General features: G+C 68.7%; 13 protein-coding genes and 1 pseudogene. 6 read left to right on the forward strand and 8 right to left on the reverse strand.

Translation table 11 applies throughout. The features are described 5' to 3' along the window. Positions 1 to 18: 18 nt before the first annotated feature. The 3 genes from pqqA to typA all read right to left on the reverse strand — a co-directional run bounded on the left by pqqA (position 19) and on the right by typA (position 3,068). Positions 19 to 102: a pyrroloquinoline quinone precursor peptide PqqA gene (gene pqqA / locus BLU84_RS28880; RefSeq protein ID WP_083383010.1), complete on the reverse strand. Its 84-nt coding sequence runs from the start codon at positions 100 to 102 to the stop codon at positions 19 to 21. 231 nt (positions 103 to 333) lie between these two features. Further along, the gene (locus tag BLU84_RS21940; RefSeq protein WP_074872176.1) at positions 334 to 807 is read right to left on the reverse strand and encodes a DUF2127 domain-containing protein; all 474 of its coding nucleotides are present in this window, start codon (positions 805 to 807) and stop codon (positions 334 to 336) included. A 431-nt stretch (positions 808 to 1,238) separates the two neighbouring features. Beyond that, complete coding sequence (gene typA, locus BLU84_RS21945) at positions 1,239 to 3,068, reverse strand: translational GTPase TypA (RefSeq protein WP_074872178.1); 1,830 nt, start codon at positions 3,066 to 3,068, stop codon at positions 1,239 to 1,241. 467 nt (positions 3,069 to 3,535) lie between these two features. Here typA and BLU84_RS21950 point away from each other — a divergent pair, with 467 nt between their 5' ends. From BLU84_RS21950 to BLU84_RS21965, 4 genes are all read left to right on the forward strand, one after another. Then, complete coding sequence (locus tag BLU84_RS21950) at positions 3,536 to 4,042, forward strand: peptidylprolyl isomerase (RefSeq protein WP_074872181.1); 507 nt, start codon at positions 3,536 to 3,538, stop codon at positions 4,040 to 4,042. Between the two features lie 449 nt (positions 4,043 to 4,491). Further along, positions 4,492 to 5,697 carry a pyridoxal phosphate-dependent aminotransferase gene (locus BLU84_RS21955; protein WP_074872184.1) on the forward strand — a complete coding sequence of 402 codons (1,206 nt, stop codon included), beginning with the start codon at positions 4,492 to 4,494 and terminating at the stop codon, positions 5,695 to 5,697. A gap of 41 nt (positions 5,698 to 5,738) precedes the next feature. After that, complete coding sequence (locus tag BLU84_RS21960; RefSeq protein ID WP_074872187.1) at positions 5,739 to 6,131, forward strand: glutaredoxin family protein; 393 nt, start codon at positions 5,739 to 5,741, stop codon at positions 6,129 to 6,131. 73 nt (positions 6,132 to 6,204) lie between these two features. Continuing rightward, a complete protein-coding gene (locus BLU84_RS21965; protein WP_074872188.1) occupies positions 6,205 to 7,191 on the forward strand; it encodes a malate dehydrogenase in 987 nt (328 codons plus the stop codon). A gap of 83 nt (positions 7,192 to 7,274) precedes the next feature. On the opposite strand, the pseudogene BLU84_RS28885 reads toward BLU84_RS21965, so the two are convergent. Then, positions 7,275 to 7,559, reverse strand: a pseudogene (locus tag BLU84_RS28885) (DUF6053 domain-containing protein); the annotation flags it as partial. Here BLU84_RS28885 and BLU84_RS21970 point away from each other — a divergent pair. After that, the gene (locus BLU84_RS21970; protein ID WP_074872190.1) at positions 7,461 to 8,138 is read left to right on the forward strand and encodes a LuxR C-terminal-related transcriptional regulator; all 678 of its coding nucleotides are present in this window, start codon (positions 7,461 to 7,463) and stop codon (positions 8,136 to 8,138) included. The pseudogene BLU84_RS28885 and the gene BLU84_RS21970 sit on opposite strands and share 99 nt — an antisense overlap. 155 nt (positions 8,139 to 8,293) lie before the next feature. On the opposite strand, the gene BLU84_RS21975 is transcribed toward BLU84_RS21970, so the two are convergent. From BLU84_RS21975 to BLU84_RS21990, 4 genes are all read right to left on the reverse strand, one after another. Further along, a complete protein-coding gene (locus BLU84_RS21975) occupies positions 8,294 to 10,900 on the reverse strand; it encodes a hybrid sensor histidine kinase/response regulator (RefSeq protein ID WP_083383030.1) in 2,607 nt (868 codons plus the stop codon). Positions 10,901 to 11,117: 217 nt separating this feature from the next. After that, positions 11,118 to 12,320: an OprO/OprP family phosphate-selective porin gene (locus tag BLU84_RS21980; protein ID WP_074872194.1), complete on the reverse strand. Its 1,203-nt coding sequence runs from the start codon at positions 12,318 to 12,320 to the stop codon at positions 11,118 to 11,120. 124 nt (positions 12,321 to 12,444) lie between these two features. Continuing rightward, positions 12,445 to 13,779: a dicarboxylate/amino acid:cation symporter gene (locus tag BLU84_RS21985; protein ID WP_074872196.1), complete on the reverse strand. Its 1,335-nt coding sequence runs from the start codon at positions 13,777 to 13,779 to the stop codon at positions 12,445 to 12,447. 57 nt (positions 13,780 to 13,836) lie between these two features. Next, positions 13,837 to 15,165 (reverse strand): MFS transporter, encoded by a 1,329-nt coding sequence (locus tag BLU84_RS21990; protein ID WP_233431203.1) that lies wholly within the window; start codon positions 15,163 to 15,165, stop codon positions 13,837 to 13,839. 342 nt (positions 15,166 to 15,507) lie between these two features. Here BLU84_RS21990 and BLU84_RS21995 point away from each other — a divergent pair, with 342 nt between their 5' ends. Next, on the forward strand, positions 15,508 to 17,868 hold the full coding sequence (locus BLU84_RS21995) for a TonB-dependent receptor (protein ID WP_074872198.1): 2,361 nt from the start codon (positions 15,508 to 15,510) through the stop codon (positions 17,866 to 17,868). Positions 17,869 to 18,011 lie beyond the last annotated feature (143 nt).

Below are 18,011 nucleotides of genomic sequence, written 5' to 3' on the forward strand. Positions count from 1 at the left end.
CGGCGGAAGCGGGCATGCTCAGAACAGGTCGCCGGAGGAGTACGAGTTGATTTCGCAGCCGCACGGGACTTCAAGGATCTGAGGCTTGGACCAGGTCTTCATGAGCGTTCCTCTTGCAGGGGTGGAGCCGCTGGGCGGGGCGCGAACGCGCCGTCGCGGCTTGCTACCGCGACCGATCCACGATACACCCGCGCGCGCCGCGATGCCTGTGATTGGAGGCCGCTACCGACGCGAAGCGCGCCACGAATGCGCGCGCGTTCGGAGAAGTTTTCGTTAATGCGCCGGCGTGCGCGTGCGCGGCCGCATCGCGCGCGGCGAACGCGCGCGCGCCGCTCAACGGCGGCGCTTGAGAATGTCGCGGGCGAGAACCCAAACCACGATCACGTTGATTATGAGAACCGCGCTGGCGAGCCAGCCCGGGTGCCGGACCATCGCGAAAATGTCGAACGGCAGGTACAGCGCGGCGCCGACGCAGCCCAGCCACGAGGCCCAGGCCTTGGCCTTCCACAGGCCCCAGGCTTCGAACAGATGCAAGGCGGCGTAGGCGAACACGATGCCGGCGGCCAGGTGCACCGAGCCGGGGCTGATGCTGTGCGCGAGCCAGGCCATCGAGCCGTGCTCGGGGTCCAGGTGGAAGCGGCGGATCAGCAGTTCGATCCAGCGTTGCAGCGGGGTCGGGCCGAGCAGCTCCAGGCCGCTGGCGGCCGACAGCGCGAGCAGGCCCTTGACCGCCTCGACCATGGCGATGGCGTGCAGGCCCGGATGGGCCTTGGGGTCGGCGTTGTAGTGCGGGTCGGCCGGATTCATCGCGCAGCGGCGCCGGGCGCGGACGGTGCGCCGCGCAGGCGGGACGGTGCGGCAGCGGGCAGGCGGAGCGGGGGAAGCGGACGCATGCGGCTTGGATCCTCATCGGGCGCCGGGGAGTCCGGCCATGCCTTGCGGGAGCGGCGGGCCTGCGCCGGACGCGATGCGCCGGAGCGAGCCTGGCCTATGATCGCGCACCGCGGCGCAAGCGCGGCAGCGGAATCGCAAGACTTGGGGCGGCGACGGCGCGGTTCAAGCTGCCGCGACGCACGCGCGGCCGAATGAAGCGGGCAGGGGGGGGCGGTTGCCGGGGCGGGCGCATGGGGCAGTTCGCCGGCTGCCGGCGAGCGTCGCCGCAACCGGGCCGCGCGCCGGGCGCGGCCCGGTTGCAGGCGCCACAAACAAACAGGGCGCCTCGCGGCGCCCTGTTCGGCTTACGCAGCGCGCGAGGCGCGCTTGCGGTCGCTTTCGGTGAGGAACTTCTTGCGCAAGCGGATTTCCTTCGGCGTGACTTCGACCAGCTCGTCGTCTTCGATGAAGTCCAGCGCCTGCTCCAGCGTGTACTTGATCGCCGGGCTCAGCTGGATCGCATCGTCCTTGCCCGAAGCGCGCATGTTGGTCAGCGGCTTGGTCTTGATCGCGTTGACGGTGAGGTCGTTGTCCTTCGAGTGGATGCCGACCAGCTGGCCTTCATACACGTTGTCGCCTTCGGCGGCGAACAGCCTGCCGCGATCCTGCAGCGGCCCAAGCGAATAGGCCGGGGTGGTGCCCGGCGCATTGGCGATCATCACGCCGTTGATGCGCTTGGCGATCGCGCCCTGTTCCTTCGGACCGTAGTGGTCGAACACATGGAACAGCAGGCCAGAGCCCTGGGTCAGGGTGCGGAATTCGTTCTGGAAGCCGATCAGGCCGCGCGCCGGGATCATGTAGTCCAGGCGCACGCGGCCCTTGCCGTCGGACACCATGTCCTTCAACTGGGCCTTGCGCGTGCCGAGCTTCTCCATGACGCCGCCCTGGTGCTGCTCTTCGATGTCGACCACCAACTGCTCGACCGGCTCCATCAGCTTGCCGTCGATTTCCTTGATGATGACTTCCGGGCGCGACACGGCCAGCTCGAAACCTTCGCGGCGCATGTTCTCGATCAGCACCGACAGGTGCAGCTCGCCGCGGCCGGAGACCAGGAACTTGTCCGGATCGGAGCCTTCCTCGACCTTCAGCGCCACGTTGTGCAGGGTCTCGCGCACCAGGCGCTCGCGCAGCTGGCGGCTGGTGAGGAACTTGCCGCCGCTGAGATCCTTGTTGCCGGCGAACGGCGAGTTGTTCACCTGGAAGGTCATGCTGATGGTCGGCTCGTCCACGGTCAGCGCGGGCAGCGCTTCCGGGGCGTCCAGCGCGCACACGGTGTCGGAGATCGACAGATCGGCGACGCCGGAGATGGCGACGATGTCGCCGGCCTCGGCTTCCTCGGTCTCCAGGCGCTCCAGGCCCATGAAGCCGAGCACCTGCAGCACCTTGCCCTGGCGCTTCTTGCCGTGACGGTCGACCACGCTGACCGGCATGTTGCGGCGGACCTTGCCGCGCTGGATGCGGCCGATGCCGATCAGGCCGACGAAGTTGCTGTAGTCCAGCTGGCTGATGCGCATCTGGAACGGGCCGTCGAGATCGACTTCCGGCGGCGGGACGTGCTTCATGATCGCTTCGTACAGCGGGGTCATGTCGCCCGAGCGCGCGGCGTCGTCGAGGCTGGCGTAGCCGTGCAGCGCCGAGGCGTAGACGATCGGGAAGTCGAGCTGCTCGTTGGTGGCGCCGAGCTTGTCGAACAGGTCGAACACCTGGTCGATGACCCAGTCCGGACGCGCGCCCGGACGGTCGATCTTGTTGACCACCACGATCGGCTTGAAGCCCATCGCGAAGGCCTTTTGCGTGACGAAGCGGGTCTGCGGCATCGGGCCGTCCATCGCATCGACCAGGATCAGCACCGAGTCGACCATCGACAGCACGCGCTCGACCTCGCCGCCGAAGTCGGCGTGGCCCGGGGTGTCGACGATGTTGATGCGGTTGCCCTGCCAGGTGATGGCGGTGTTCTTGGCCAGGATGGTGATGCCGCGTTCTTTTTCCTGGTCGTTGCTGTCCATCGCGCGCTCTGCCAGCACCGTGCGCTCGGACAGGGTGCCCGACTGCTTCAAAAGACAGTCGACGAGGGTGGTCTTGCCATGGTCGACGTGGGCGACGATGGCGATATTGCGCAGGCGTTCGATGGACATGCGGGAGGACGCCGGAAGGCGCCTGGGTCTGGAAGGAAGCCCGCCATTATACGGGGCAAATGCGGCAAACGCTTGTGCTGGCGGGGATTTTTGTTCAGACGGCTGGATCGGCTGAATGGGGCGGGGTGGTTTTAGAGTCATCGCGCCGGGCGGGCGTGGGGTGCGGTGGCTCGAAGACTGCGTAAAACGTGGCTTTTTCTGAGTGGTGAGGCGGGGCTGGCTTTGAATCTCGCCGCTGGATGCGATGAATCGGAGGCGGCCGGCCGGGTTTCCGGGGCTCGGGATGGTGGGGCGGTCGTTCTGGCCGGACTTCGGGGAGGGGGCGCGGCTCGCGCCGCTCCTGCAGGGGCTCCGGGGCGGGGCGAGTGGATCGTCGCTTCGGTACCCTTGTGGATCGGCCGCGCCGCCGCCATGTCGGCGGGCGACCCGTTACACCCATCCCCATCGCACCAGTTGGAGCACGTTGCATGAGCCTGATCGCCACCTTCGACACCTCGCGCGGCCCGATCCGCGTCGAACTCGCCGCCGAGAAGGCGCCGCTGACCGTCGCCAACTTCGTCAACCTGGCCCAGCGCGGCTTCTACGACGGCCTGAGCTTCCACCGGGTGATCCCGAACTTCATGATCCAGGGCGGCTGCCCCAAGGGTACCGGCACCGGCGGCCCGGGCTACCGCTTCGAGGACGAGACCCGCAACGGCCTGGGCCACGAGCGCGGCGTGCTGTCGATGGCCAATGCCGGCCCGGGCACCAACGGCAGCCAGTTCTTCATCACCCACATCGTCTGCGACTGGCTCGACGGCAAGCACACCGTGTTCGGCAAGGTGCTGGAAGGCCAGCAGATCGTCGACACCGTGCAGCAGGGCGACAAGATCAACTCGGTGAAGATCGAGGGCGACACCGCCGCGGTGCTGGCCGCCAAGGCCGAGCGCGTGGCCGAGTGGAACAAGGTGCTCGACGCCGAAGCGCGTCCGTAAGCGCGCGGCGGCCGCCAGGCGCGGCCATCGCCCGATGCGACACCCGACAGGGGCGGCCGTTCGGTCGCCCCTGTTTTTTGCGGCGGGTTTTTTGTGCCGGCGGCTGCGTAGTGGCCGTCGCGATGGCGGGGCGGACGCCGGTCGCCGACCGCGCCGCCGCGGGCCCCCTGCCGGCGGTTTCGCCGCCGCCCGCCGTCCGTCCGGCGAGGCCGCCGATCGGGCAAGCCCGGCCGCCGGATCGCGCATGCCGGCGGCCCGGCGCCGGCGCCGCCCGGGCACTGCCGGCGGCGCGGCCGGCCGATGCCGCTGTGCTACCATTTTGCGGCTCGAACCAGCGGTAATCGCGGCGCTTTACGCAAGCCGCCGCCCGGCGCGCCCGCGCGCCGCGCCGCTGCTTCCGGCGCCGTCCATCCTCGCTCCGTCGTACACCACCCCACGAGGTTTACACGATGCCCCAGCTCGCCCGGCGCATCGGTCGCGCCAAGCCCAGCGCGATCATGCAGGTTGCCGAAAAGGCCAAGCGGCTCAAGGCCGAAGGTCGCGACATCATCAGCTTCTCCATCGGCGTCCCCAACTTTCTGCCCGGCGACCATGTCTACGCCGCCGTGCGCGAAGCGTTGGCCAAAGACAGCGGCCAGTACGGCAGCAACCGCGGCGCCGACGCGCTGCTGGACGCGTTCATCGAGCACATGGGCAAGATCGGCCTGACCGGCTACGGCCGCGTCAACGTCGCCACCGGCATCGGCGCCAAGCACGTGATCTACAACATCGCCGAGGCGCTGTTGGACGAAGGCGACACCATCGCCTTCCCGACCCCGTACTGGACCAGCTATCTCGACATCGCCGAGATCGTCAACGCCAAGATCGACCTGCTGCCGTGCCCGGCCTCGCAGGACTACAAGCTCACTCCCGCGCAGCTCGACGCCGCGCTGGCGAAGAAGCCCAAGGTGTTCTTGTTCAACAATCCCTCGAACCCGACCGGCATGGTCTATTCGAAGGACGAGATCGACGCGCTGGCCGCGGTCGTCGCCAAGTATCCGGACACCTGGATCATCACCGACGACATCTACAACCGCATGGTGTTCGACGGCCTGGGCTACCACAACTTCGTGCACGCCCGTCCCGAGTTGCGCGACCGGGTGATCTTCATCGACTCGCTGTCCAAGACCTACGGCATGCCGGGTTGGCGCGTGGGCTTCATGGCCGGGCCGGAAGTCATCGCCCAGGCGGTGACCACGATGAACTCGAACCACATCACCAACGTGCCGGAGATCGTCACCGCCGCCGCCGTGGCCGCGCTGTCGGGCCCGCAGGACGTGCCGACCGCCAAGTGCGCCGAGTTCCAGGCCAAGCGCGACCAGGTCATGGCGGTGATGAACGCGATCCCGGGCGTGATTTGCCCGCGTCCGCAGGGCGCGTTCTACGTGTTCCCCGACATCAGCGTCGCCTTCGGCAAGACCCACCAGCCCAGCGGCATCAAGATCGGCAACGACATGGATTTCTGCAGCGCGCTGCTGGAAACCAAGGGCGTGGCCTGCGTGCCGGGCTCGGCGTTCGGCGAACCCAACGCGCTGCGCATCAGCTACACCTGCCCGACCCCGCAGCTGGCCCCGGGCCTGCAGCGGTTCCAGGAGTTCTTCGCCGAGCTCGCCTGAGCCCGGCGAAGCCGCCCGCCCGCGACGAGAAGGACGAGCTCATGCGTGTCACCAGCGTGTTGTGCATCGTGGCCGCGCTCGCCGTGGGCGCGGTCGGCGCCAAGTTCGTCCTCAACGGCGGCCTGCCGCAGCAGTGGTTCGGCTCGCAACCGGCGCAGCTCGCGCCGGACGATCCGCGCCACAGCACCGGCGACAAGCGCATCGTCATGCTCGCCGCGGAGTGGTGCGGCTATTGCGAGAAACTGCGCAAGGACTTCGAGCTGGCCGACGTGCGCTACACCCTGATCGACGTCGACACCGAGCAGGGCCAGCGCGCGATGGCCGCGGTCGGCGCGCGCGGCGTGCCGGTCACCATCGTCGGCCAGGACATCGTCTACGGCTACAACCCCGACCAGATCAAGGACAAGCTCGCCCCGCTCGGCTACCGGCTGTGACGGCGCGCGCGTCCTGCATCCACTTCGCGGGCCCGCGCCCGCACCAACGTTCACTAGCGAAGGAAACACCTCGATGAAGACTCCCGTCCGCGTTGCCGTCACCGGCGCTGCCGGCCAGATCGGCTACTCGCTGCTGTTCCGCATCGCCTCCGGCGAAATGCTCGGCAAGGACCAGCCGGTGATCCTGCAGCTGCTGGAACTGCCGCTGGAGAAGGCCCAGGCCGCGCTCAAGGGCGTGATCATGGAGCTGGAAGACTGCGCGTTCCCGCTGCTGGCCGGCATCGTCGGCACCGACGATGCGGAAGTGGCGTTCAAGGACGCCGACATCGCCCTGCTGGTCGGCGCGCGTCCGCGCGGCCCGGGCATGGAGCGCAAGGACCTGCTGCTGGAAAACGCCAAGATCTTCACCGCCCAGGGCGCCGCGCTGAACAAGGTCGCCTCGCGCAACGTCAAGGTGCTGGTGGTCGGCAACCCGGCCAACACCAACGCCTACATCGCGATGAAGTCGGCGCCGGACCTGCCGGCCAAGAACTTCACCGCGATGCTGCGCCTGGACCACAACCGCGCGCTGAGCCAGCTCGCCGCCAAGGCCGGCGTGGCCGTGGGCGACATCGAAAACCTGATCGTGTGGGGCAACCACAGCCCGACCATGTATCCGGACTACCGCTTCGCCAAGGCCGGCGGCGCCTCGCTGAAGGACAAGATCAACGACGCCGCCTGGAACGCCGACACCTTCATCCCGCAGGTCGGCAAGCGCGGCGCGGCGATCATCGAAGCGCGCGGCCTGTCTTCGGCCGCCTCGGCCGCCAATGCCGCGATCGACCACATCCGCGACTGGGTGCTGGGCAGCGACGGCAAGTGGGTGACCATGGGCGTGCCGTCGGACGGCAGCTACGGCATCCCCGAGGGCGTGATGTACGGCGTGCCGGTGATCACCGCCAACGGCGAGTACACCCGCGTGGAAGGCCTGGAGATCGACGAGTTCAGCCGCAAGGCCATGGACAAGACCCTGGCCGAGCTGGAAGAAGAGCGCGCCGGCGTCGCCCACCTGCTGGGTTGATCGGTTCGCCATCGCGATGCATGAACGGGGCGGCTTCGGCCGCCCCGTTTGTTTTTGCGCGATGGCGGCCCCGCTGCTGCTTTTGTGGGAGGGGCTTCAGCCCCGAGGCTTTTGTTCCAGATCGCGGCGACCCGAGCGCACAGCCTCGGGACTGAAGTCCCTCCCACAAGAGCAGCCGCGCGGGACGACGGCCCGGCCGCAGCCACCGCGCGGCCCCCGGTCGAAGGCGGAGCGTGTAGGATCGGACCCGCTTTCCACTGGGACCCCTCATGGCCGACCCCGCGCTGCGCATCCTCATCGCCGACGACCACCCGATGTTCCGGGCGGCGTTGCGTTATGCGCTGGGCGAGATCGCGCCGAACGCGCACATCGTCGAAGTCGCCAGCCAGAGCGCGCTGGAAGCCACGATCGGCAGCGGCGAGGCCTTCGATCTGGCCATGCTCGACCTGATGATGCCCGGCGCGATGGGGTTCTCCTCGCTGGTGTACGCGCGCGGGGAGCGGCCGGAGTTGCCGGTGGTGATCATCTCCTCCAACGAACACCCGCGCACGATCCGCCGCGCGCAGCAGTTCGGCGCATCCGGCTTCGTGCCCAAGTCGGCGCCGGCGGCAGTGCTGGCCGAAGCGGTCGGCGCGGTGTTGGCCGGCAAGGTGTGGTTCCCGCCGCAGCAGGCCGAGCGCGACGAAGGCGACGCGCAACTGGCCGACCGGCTGGCGCAGCTGACGCCGCAGCAGATGCGGGTGTTGTTGCGCCTGGCCGACGGCTTGCTCAACAAGCAGATCGCCTATGAGCTTTCGTTGGCGGAGAACACGGTGAAGATCCACGTCACCGCGATCTTGCGCAAGCTGGGTTGCCATTCGCGCACGCAGGCGGCGGTGTTGGTGAAGGGGTTGGCGCTGGAGGACGAGGGCGGGGAGTTGCACGACGGGGCGGGTGGGTTGGCTTAGCGGCGTTGGCGCGTTCGTCGTAGTTGTACTGTCGCGGTCGCGGCTTGCGCCGCTCCTACAGGGGCTTCGATGGCGCAACGCAGCGACTGTAGGAGCGGCGCAAGCCGCGACCGCGGAGTTTCAGTTCGCGCCGCAAGCGCGCCCCGATCGCAACCTCATTCGCCGCGCGCCGGCAGCAACCGCGAAGCCAACGCGCGCAGCGCCGCCGGCTTGAGCGGCTTGGGCAGGAAATGCCAATCGCGTTCGGCTGCGCGCGGCCGCAAGGTCGGATCGGCATCGGCCGACATCAACACCACCGGCGGCAACCGCTTCCACTTGGCTTCCAACTGCGTGCCCAGCTCGAAGCCGGTGCTCTCGCCCAAACGGTAATCGAGCAACAGCAGATCCGGCGGCGGCTGCGCATCGGCGCGGGTCAGCGCTTCGGCGGCGCTGGCGGCGCCGTCGGCGAGGCAGCCCCAGTCGCCGAGCAGATGCAGCGCGGCCTGGCGCGAATGCAGGTCGTCGTCGATCACCCACACCTTGCGGCCGCGCAGCGGCGAATCGGGATCGGCCGTAGCTGCGGCGCGTTCGGCGCTGTGCGCGACGGCTGGCGCCGCCTCGGCCTCGATCGCGCGCGCATACGGCGCCTCGACCGAAAACACGCTGCCGCGCCCCGGCCAGGACCGCACCGCGACGCGATGGCCGAGCAGCCGCGCCACCCGCCGCACGATCGCCAGGCCCAGGCCCGCGCCGCGCTGCGGCGCTTCCACGCCGGTGTCCAGGCGCTGGAATTCTTCGAAGATCAACTCGCGCTTGTTTTCGGGAATGCCCGGCCCGCTGTCCCACACCTCGATCCGCACGCCCTCGCGCAGGCGCCGCGCGCCGAGCACGATGCGGCCCTCGCGCGGCGCGAACTGCATCGCGTTGGAAACGAAGTTCTGCAAGATCCGCCGCAGCAGCACCTCGTCGCTGTCGACCGTCGCACGCGTCGGCAGCACGTGCAGGCGCAGCCCGCGCGCCTGGGCGAGGATGCGGAACTGGCTGTCGATGGCGGCGAACACCCGCGCCAGCGGCAGCGCGCCGCGCCGCACTTCCAGCGCGCCCGATTCCAGCCGCGAGATGTCGAGCAGGCTGGAGAGGATGTCGTCCTGCGCCGCCAGCGCCGCTTCGATGTGATCGGCCAGCTCGCGGCCTTCGCCGTCGTCGACGCGCCGGCGTAGCGACGACAGATACATGCGCGCGGCGTTGAGCGGCTGCAGCAGGTCGTGCACGGCGGCGGCGACGAAGCGGGTTTTGGAGCGGTTGGCGCGCTCGGCCTCGCCCTTGGCCGCCTGCAGGTCGCTGGTGCGCTGCTCGATGCCGCGCTCCAGGCTGTCGGCCAGCGTGCGCAGATCGCGCGCGGCCTGCTTGTAGGCGGTGATGTCGGCGTAGCTGGTGACGAAGCCGCCGTCGGGCATCGGGTTGCCGCGGATTTCGATCACCGTGCCGTCGGGCCGCTCGCGCTCGTGCAGATACGGCTGGCCGCGCTGTAGATGATCGAGGCGGCGCCGGATCGCGTCTTCCGGATCGACGCCGAGCAGGCCGCGCTTGGCGTTGAAGCGGATCAAATCCTCGATCGGCCGGCCGACCTGGAGCAGTTCGGGCGGATAGCGGAACAGCTCGGCGTAGCGCTGGTTCCAGGCGACCAGGCGCAGCTGCGAATCGACCACGCTGACGCCTTGCGGCAAATGCTCCAGGCTCTGGCCTTCGCCCATGCTCGCCTGCCGCGCCGCATGCACCAATCCGTCCTGCGCGTTGCGCAGCGCTTCGGCGTGGTGCTCGACCATCTTCTCCAGTTCCTGCCGGCTGCGCAGGCGCAGCGAGGCGATGCGGCCGCGCTGGATCAGTAGCAATGCCACCGCCACCGCCAGCAGCCAGGCGCCGGCAGCGACCGCGCGCGCGATCCAGGCGGCGCGGATGCTCGGGGTGACGTCGCGCAGCAGGTGCAAGGTCCAGTCTTCGCGCGACAGGTGCATCGACTGCCACAGCATCGGCTCGCGCAGGCGCGGCTCGCGCCAACGCACCACGCGCGCGCCGCCGTCGATCTCGCGCTGCACGTCGAACGCGACCGGGCGCAGGCGCTGGCTCTGGTATTGGCGGGTGTCGCGCAGTTCGCGCTGCCACGCCGGCGGTAGCGGATGCAGCATGCGGTAGCGCCATTGCGGCTGCGCCGACAGGAACACCACGCCGTGGTTGTCGCTGAGCAGGACCACGTCGCCGCGTTCGCTCCAGTCCGAGCGGATGTCTTCGAGTTCGACCTTGACCGCGACCGCGCCGACCGCGCCGCCGCGCTCGTCGCGCACCGCGCGGGCGATGAAATGGCCGGGCACGCCGGTGGTGACGCCGATGGCGTAGAACTCGCCGGCGCCGTGGGCCATCGCCAGTTGGAAGTAGGGACGGAACGCGTAGGAATAGCCGACGTTGCTGTTGGGCTGGTCCCAGTTGCTGGCGGCGATGCCGGTGCCGCTGCGGTCGATCAGGGTCAGGGTGCTGGTGCGGTTGGCGAAATTGAGCTGGACCAGACGCTCGTTGGCGCGCTGGCGCTGGGCGGTGTCGCCGGGATTGGCCAGGGTGGCGCGCAGTTGCGGGTCCAGCGATAGCACCGCCGGCATGATCCGGTAGCGGTCGATGTGTTGCTCGATCACTTGCGCGCGCTGCGCCAGCAACACGCTGGCCTCGCCGGCCTGGCGCTGCAGCGCCTGCGAGTAGGCGATGCGCCCGGCGACCAGCGCCGACAGCAGCATGCCGGCCAGGATCAGGACGATCCAGGCGGCGGTCTGGAGCTGGCGGCGGCGGGTATGCAGCACGGGAGTGAGGAGTCGGGATCGGTTCGGGGCGCTTGCGCGGGCTCTGGCAGCCTAGCGGGGATGGGGTGAGATGGCGGTCAAGCGGCGGTCGCGAGCGCGCGGCGAACGTGACGATCGCCGCGCTTCGGCTCCACCGATCCCGACGCCCGGTCGCTCAGAACTGCACCTGCGCCCGCACCTCCACCACATCCGGATCCGCCGCCAGCAAGCCCTTGTCCGCCTTCACGTGCACGTAGTTGGCCTGGAACTTGAAGTGGCTGGTGAGATACCAGTTGGCGCCGAGGGTCCAGTCGCGCTGCTTGCCGCCGGCGATGCCGCCGTCGTCCAGGTCGAGCTCGCCGTAGCGCGCCAGCAGTTCGACCGCGCCATAGCCGTGCGCGGGTTTGACGTTGGCGACGTTGTTGCCGGTGTAGGGCCGGGTTTCGCCGGTGACGACCCAACTGCCGGTGACGTAGTAGCCGTTCGCAGTGAAGTCGCGCTGGCCGTTGTCGCGCTGCGCGGTGGCGCGCAGGTATTCGGCCTGGACCGACCACGGGCCGTCGATCCACAGCGCTTCCAGGCCGTTGCGCACGATCTTGTCGGTCTCGCGCAGGCTGCCCGAATCGACCAGGCGCACCGCGGTCAGGCCGTTGAGCGGGCGCGCGCGGAAACGCGCGGCCGGGCCGAAGTACGCGCCGCGCCCGTCGCTGAAGCCGTGCGGGTTTTCGACCGAGCCGGTCAGGCCCAGATGCACGACGTGGTCCTTGTCCTTGACCGGCGTCCACACCGCGCGCCCGGCGGCGGTGGTGCCGGGGTTGTCGCCCTGCAGGTCGTGGCCGAAGAAATAGCCGGCGCTGAGCGCGTAGCGCGGCCGTTCCAGCGACCATTCCACGCCGGTGCGGCGGCCTTCGAAGATCGCCTGCGAGGCCGCGGACAGCTCCATCATGCTGCCGCTGCGCGAGGCGGCGACACTCTCCATGCTCACCGGCGTCTTGAAGTAACCCACGCGCAGCTTGCCGTAGTCGGCGCCGAACAGCGCCTTGGTTTCCAGGCGCAAAGCGACGTCGAGCCAGAGCTTGGATTCGAAGTCGAACACCGCGGTGAAGTCGTAGACGTCCTTCTTCTTCAGGTTCATGCCGAACTCGCGCCGGCGGTAGTGGCCGTCGTCCTTGAGCCGGGTGGCGGCGGTGCCGTAACCGTCGCCGTCGAAATCGGCCACGTCGTAGGCCCAGTTGGCGGTGGCCGAGATTTCGGTGCCGTCGGCGAAGCTGTACTTGGTCGGCCAGTCGTCGAAGCTGCCGGCGGCGGCCGCGGGCGACAGCGCGCACAGGGCCAGGGCGAGCGGAGAGGCGGCGAAGGCGAAGCGGGCGGTGCGCATGGGTGGGGCTCCAGGTTCGTCGGCGCCGTCCTGGCAACAGGGCTCCGCGCCGGACGCGCAGGGCGTCCGGCCGGATGGGAAAGTCGGGATGCAGCCCGCGCGCGGGCCGCGTGGTCGCTGCGGCTTAGGCCGGGGTCTTGTCCGGCAGCGGCGCGTGGTGGTCGGACGGCAGGTCGGCGTCCAGGTCGGTCGCGCTCGGCGGATTGAGCAGTTCGTAATTGAGCTTGTCGCGGTCGAGCTCGTTTTCCCAGCGCGCCACCACCACCGTGGCCACGCCGTTGCCGATGATGTTGGTCAGCGCGCGCGCCTCGCTCATGAAGCGGTCGATGCCCAGGATCAGCGCCAGGCCCGCGACCGGCACCGCCGGCACCACGTGCAGGGTCGCCGCCAGGGTGATGAAGCCGGCGCCGGTGACGCCGGAGGCGCCCTTGGAGGTCAGCATCGCCACCGCCAGCAGAGTGATCTCCTGGGTCAGCGTGAGCTCCACGCCCAGCGCCTGGGCGACGAAGATCGCCGCCATGGTCAGGTAGATGTTGGTGCCGTCGAGATTGAACGAATAGCCGCTGGGCACGACCAGGCCGACCACCGGCTTGGAGCAGCCCAGCCGCTCGAGCTTGCGCATCAGCGGCACCAGCGCCGATTCCGACGACGAGGTGCCCAGCACCAGCAGCAGTTCGTCGCGGATGTAGCGGATGAAGCGCAGGATGCTGAAGCCGGTGAAGCGCGCAATCAGGCCCAGCACGATCAGCACGAACAACGCGCAGGTCAGGTAGAAGCTGCCCATCAGCTTCATCAGCGGGCCGAGCGCGCCGACGCCGAACTCGCCGATGGTGAAGGCCATCGCCGCGCCGGCGCCGATCGGCGCGAGCTTCATGATCATGCTCATGATCCCGAAGAACACCTTCGACAGCGGCTCCAGCAGGTCCATGACCTTCTCGCCGGTCTTGCCCATGTGCAGCAGCGAGAAGCCGAACAGCACCGCCAGCAACAGCACCTGCAGCAGGCTGCCGTCGCCGGTGAAGGCGTCGGTGAAGGTCTTGGGGATGATGTGCAGCAGGAAGTCGACCGTGCTTTGTTGCTCGGCCTTGTGCGCGTAGTCGGTGGCCTTGGCCACCAGCGCCGGGTCGAGCTTGGCCGGGTCGGCGTTGAAGCCGGCGCCGGGCTTGAGCGTGTTGACCACCACCAGGCCGATCACCAGGGCGATGGTGGAGACCACCTCGAAGTAGAGGATGGCCTTGACGCCCACGCGCCCGACCTTCTTGACGTCGGCGACGCCGGCGATGCCGAGCACCACGGTCAGGAAGATGATCGGGCCGATCAGCATCTTGATCAGGGCGATGAAGCCGTCGCCCAGCGGCTTGAGCTTGACGCCGAACTCGGGGAAGAAATGCCCGATCAGGCCGCCGAGCACGATGGCGCCGACCACCCACAGGTAGAAATGCGAGCCTGATTTTTTCATGGAGGGCACCGGAGGCTAGGAGTGAGCGAAAAGGAATGAGGGGCGAGCGCAGCGCGCTCAGTCGCGGTCGATGGCCGAGTGCTTGCGGGTGTCGGGCATCAGCGCGTAGACCAGCAGCGAGCACAAAATGCAGGCGCTGACGTACCAGAAGAATCCGGTTTCCATGCCGATCTTCTTGAACCACAGCGCGACCGGCTCGGCGGTGCCGCCGAACAAGGCGACGGTGAGCGCGTAGGGCAGGCCGACGCCGAGCGCGCGGATCTCCACCGGGAACAATTCGGCCTTCACCACCGCGTTGATCGCGGTGTAGCCGCTGACCGCGCTGAGCAGGATCATGATCAGCCAGAACGCTTCCATCGGCGTCTGCGCGCCGCGGATCCAGTGCATCACCGGCACCGTCAGCACCGTGCCGAGCACGCCGAACGCGATCAGGATCGGGCGCCGGCCGATGCGGTCGGACAGCGCGCCCACCAGCGGCTGCATCAGCATGTAGACGAACAAGGTGCCGGCGTTGATCAGCGACGCGGTCTCCTTGTCGAAGCCGGTGCTGATGGTGAGGAACTTCAGCATGTAGTTGGTGTAGGTGTAGAACGCCAGCGTGCCGCCCATGGTCAGGCCGACCACGGTCAGCACCGCGCGCGGGTGCTGCATCAGCGTCTTCAGCGAACCCTCGCGCCGGGCCGGCGCGTCGCTGCTCTTGAGCTTGGTGAACGACTCGGTTTCCTGCATGTTGCGGCGCAGGTACAGCGCGGTGATCGCGGCGATCGCGCCGATCGCGAACGGGATGCGCCAGCCCCAGGCCTTGAGCTGTTCTTCATCGAGCACGAACTGCTGCAGCACGATCAGCACCAGCAGCGCCAGCAACTGGCCCAGGATCAGGGTCACGTAGAGGAAGCTCGACCAGAAGCCGCGGTTCTGGCGCGAGGACATCTCGCTGAGGTAGGTGGCCGAGCTGCCGTATTCGCCGCCGACGCTCAGGCCCTGCATCAGCCGCGCGGCCACCAGCAGGATCGGCGCGAACACGCCGATGGTGTCGTAGCCGGGAGTGAAGGTGATGATGAGCGAGCCGGCGCACATCAGCAGCACCGAGCGCATCAGCGCGGCGCGGCGGCCGTGGCGGTCGGCGTAGCGGCCAAACACCCAGCCGCCGAGCGGGCGCATCAGGAAGCCCACGGCGAAGATCGCGCCGGCGTTGAGCGCCTGCGAGATGCGGTCGCCGGAGGGGAAGAACACGTGGGCGAAGTAGAGCGAGAACGCGCTGTAGACGTACCAGTCGTAGTACTCGACCAGGTTGCCGACCGAGCCGGAGAAGATCGATTTAAGGCGCTGGCCTGGGGTCATGCCCGCGGCCGCGGCCGGCGCTTGGGTGGAAGTGGTCGCGCTCACATCGGCTCCTGTTGCGAAGATCGAGGGTGGGAAGCGCCAGTGCCGGCGCGGTGTCGCGCGGTCGGCGCGCAAGGGCGTCCCCACACCCGGCGCCGATGGTGGGCGGCAGGAAGGGGAGGGCCAATAGCACCTTAGGGTTAGGGCCGGCGGCGCACACGCCGCGGCGCCGCGAAATCGCCGGTTCATGCCGCAAAACCGGGCATTGCGCGCGCTGCGCGCGGCTTAGCCAATTGGTCTTAGATCGCCGCGCGGCGGCCGCGGGCGCGGCGGCGCCGCCATCAGCGCGTCATCTGCATTGCCCATGCTTGCGCGGATTTTGCCCTGCTCCCCCGGAGATCCTCGATGACGCACCCCCATTCCCACGCCGCGCTCGCGCTGGCGATCGCCACCGCCTTGGCCGCCGCACTGGCCGCCGCGCCCGCTCATGCCGCCGATGCCGATGCCGCCGCCGCGAGCGCCGATGCCGCCGCGGCCGGCGAATCCCGCGACGCCACCACGCTCGACGCGGTCTCGGTCATCGGCCTGGGCGAAACCCGCCAGGTGCAGCGGGTCAAGCTGGCCGACATCGAGAAGACCGTGGCCGGCACCAGCCCGCAGAAGATCCTCAACAAGCTGCCGGGCATCTCGGTGCAGTCCAACGACGCGTACGGCGCCAACGAGGAATCGCAGACCATCAGCCTGCGCGGCTTCAACCAGCGTCTGCTCGGCTACACCCTCGACGGCATCCCGCTGGGCGACAACAGCTACGGCAACTACAACGGCCTGGGCATCAGCCGCGCGCTGATCGGCGAGAACCTCGCCGGCGCCGAACTGGCCGCGGGCATCGGTTCGCTCGGCACCGCGTCCACCAGCAATCTCGGCGGCACCTTGCAGTATTTCTCGTCCGATCCGGAGGCCGAATTCGGTCTGCGCGTGGCGCAAACCTTCGGCAGCGACAGCACCCGCCGCACCTATGCGCGCCTGGACACCGGCGAGCACGGCGGCTTCTCGATGTATCTGTCCGGCTCGCTGCTCAGCGCCGACATGTGGTCGCGCCCCAACGACAACCAGGACCAGAGCCAGGTCAACATCAAGGCGGTGTACAACTTCGGCGACGGCAACCGCATCAGCGCCTTCGTCTCCAGCGCCGAAACCAGCCAGGCCAACTACGCGTATCTGTCCAAGGCGCTGCTGGCGCGCGGCGCGGACTGGGACTGGAACCTGTACAAGCCCGACTGGCAGCGCGCGCTCAATGCCGCCTACTGCGCGCCCAAGCCGTGGCCGGCGAACAAGGCCGGCGACCGCCGCTGCAAGTTCGAATCGCCGGCGGCGACCATCGACGATGCCTACTACGCCAGCCGCGCGCTGCGCACCGACCACCTGGCCGCGCTGGCCGGCGAGTTCAACCTCGGCGAAGGCCTGCGCCTGAACGCGCAGACCTACTACCACGACGACCGCGGCCAGGGCCATTGGTGGTCGCCGGGCAACTGGTCGTTCCCGGGCACCGCCAAGGAGATCCCGATCTCGATCCGCAGCACCAACTACGGCATCAACCGCTACGGCGCGATGGCCTCGCTGAGCTGGGACGTGGGCATCCACAAGATCCAGGGCGGGTTCTGGTACGAGAGCAATCACCACGACGTGCAGCGCAATTTCTATTTCATCGACGGGCCGGTCAACGACGACCGTTTCCTCAACGATCCCGACCGCCGCCTGTTCTTCCAGAAGTACCGCATCAACACCCGCCAGGCGTATCTGCAGGACACCATGAGCCTGCTCGACGGCCGCCTGACCGTGGACGTGGGCGCCAAGAGCACCCAGGTCGACATGCGCGCGACCCAGGTGCCGTCGAAGATGATGGAAGTGCCCAACGCCACCGGCCGCCTGGAAACCAAGGACAGCTTCCTGCCGCAGCTGGGCGTGGGCTACAAGCTCGGCGAGGGCCGCGAAGTGTTCGCCGCCTACACCGAGAACGTCGCTGCTTTCGTCGGCGGCGGCGCCGGCGGCCCGCTGGCGATCGGCCAGGCTGCGTTCGACGCGCAAAGGCGCGATCTCAAGCCGGAAGAGTCCAAGACCCTGGAAGCGGGTTACCGCCAGGTCGGCGAGACCTACCAGGCGTCGCTGAGCTTCTACAAAGTGCGCTTCGACAACCGCCTGCTCTCGCTCAACCCGTGCTCGAGCATCGAGGCCGGCACCCGGCCGGAGTGCATCACCAAGTTCTTCAACGTCGGCTCGGTCGACAGCTACGGCAGCGAGCTGGTCTTCATCTGGAAGCCGATCGACGGCCTGCAGTGGTACAACGCGCTGTCGTGGAACAAGTCGACGTACGAGGACAACTACATCGACGGCGGCAAGGTCGTGCCGACCAGCGGCAAGCGCGTGGTCGACGTGCCGGACACCATGTTCTCCAGCGAGGTGAGCTACAGCCACGGCCCGTGGCTGGCCAGCGTCAGCGGCAAGTACACCGGCAAGCGCTACTACACCTACCTCAACGACAACGGCTTCGGCGGCTACACCACCTTCGACGCCGCGCTGCGCTACACCTTCGATGCGATGGGCCCGCTGCGGCAGTGGTCGGTTTCGCTCAACGCCAGCAACCTGACCGACAAGCGCACGGCCAGCAACCTGACCGCGTTCAGCGCGTCCGATCCGCAGGGCAAGACCTATGCGTTCCACGCCAACGCGCCGCGGCAGTTGTTCCTGACCCTGGATGCGCGGTTCTGAAGCTCGCGCGGCCGCCGGCGCGAGCCGGCGGCCGTTGCACGCACTGGCGGTGCGCGAGGTCCGACTGTAGGAGCGGCGCGAGCCGCGACCGCGACACCGCGCTTACGGCGCGACCTGCTGCAACGCGGTCGCGGCTTGCGCCG

It is taken from the genome of Lysobacter enzymogenes, from assembly GCF_900106525.1.
Classification (GTDB): domain Bacteria; phylum Pseudomonadota; class Gammaproteobacteria; order Xanthomonadales; family Xanthomonadaceae; genus Lysobacter; species Lysobacter enzymogenes.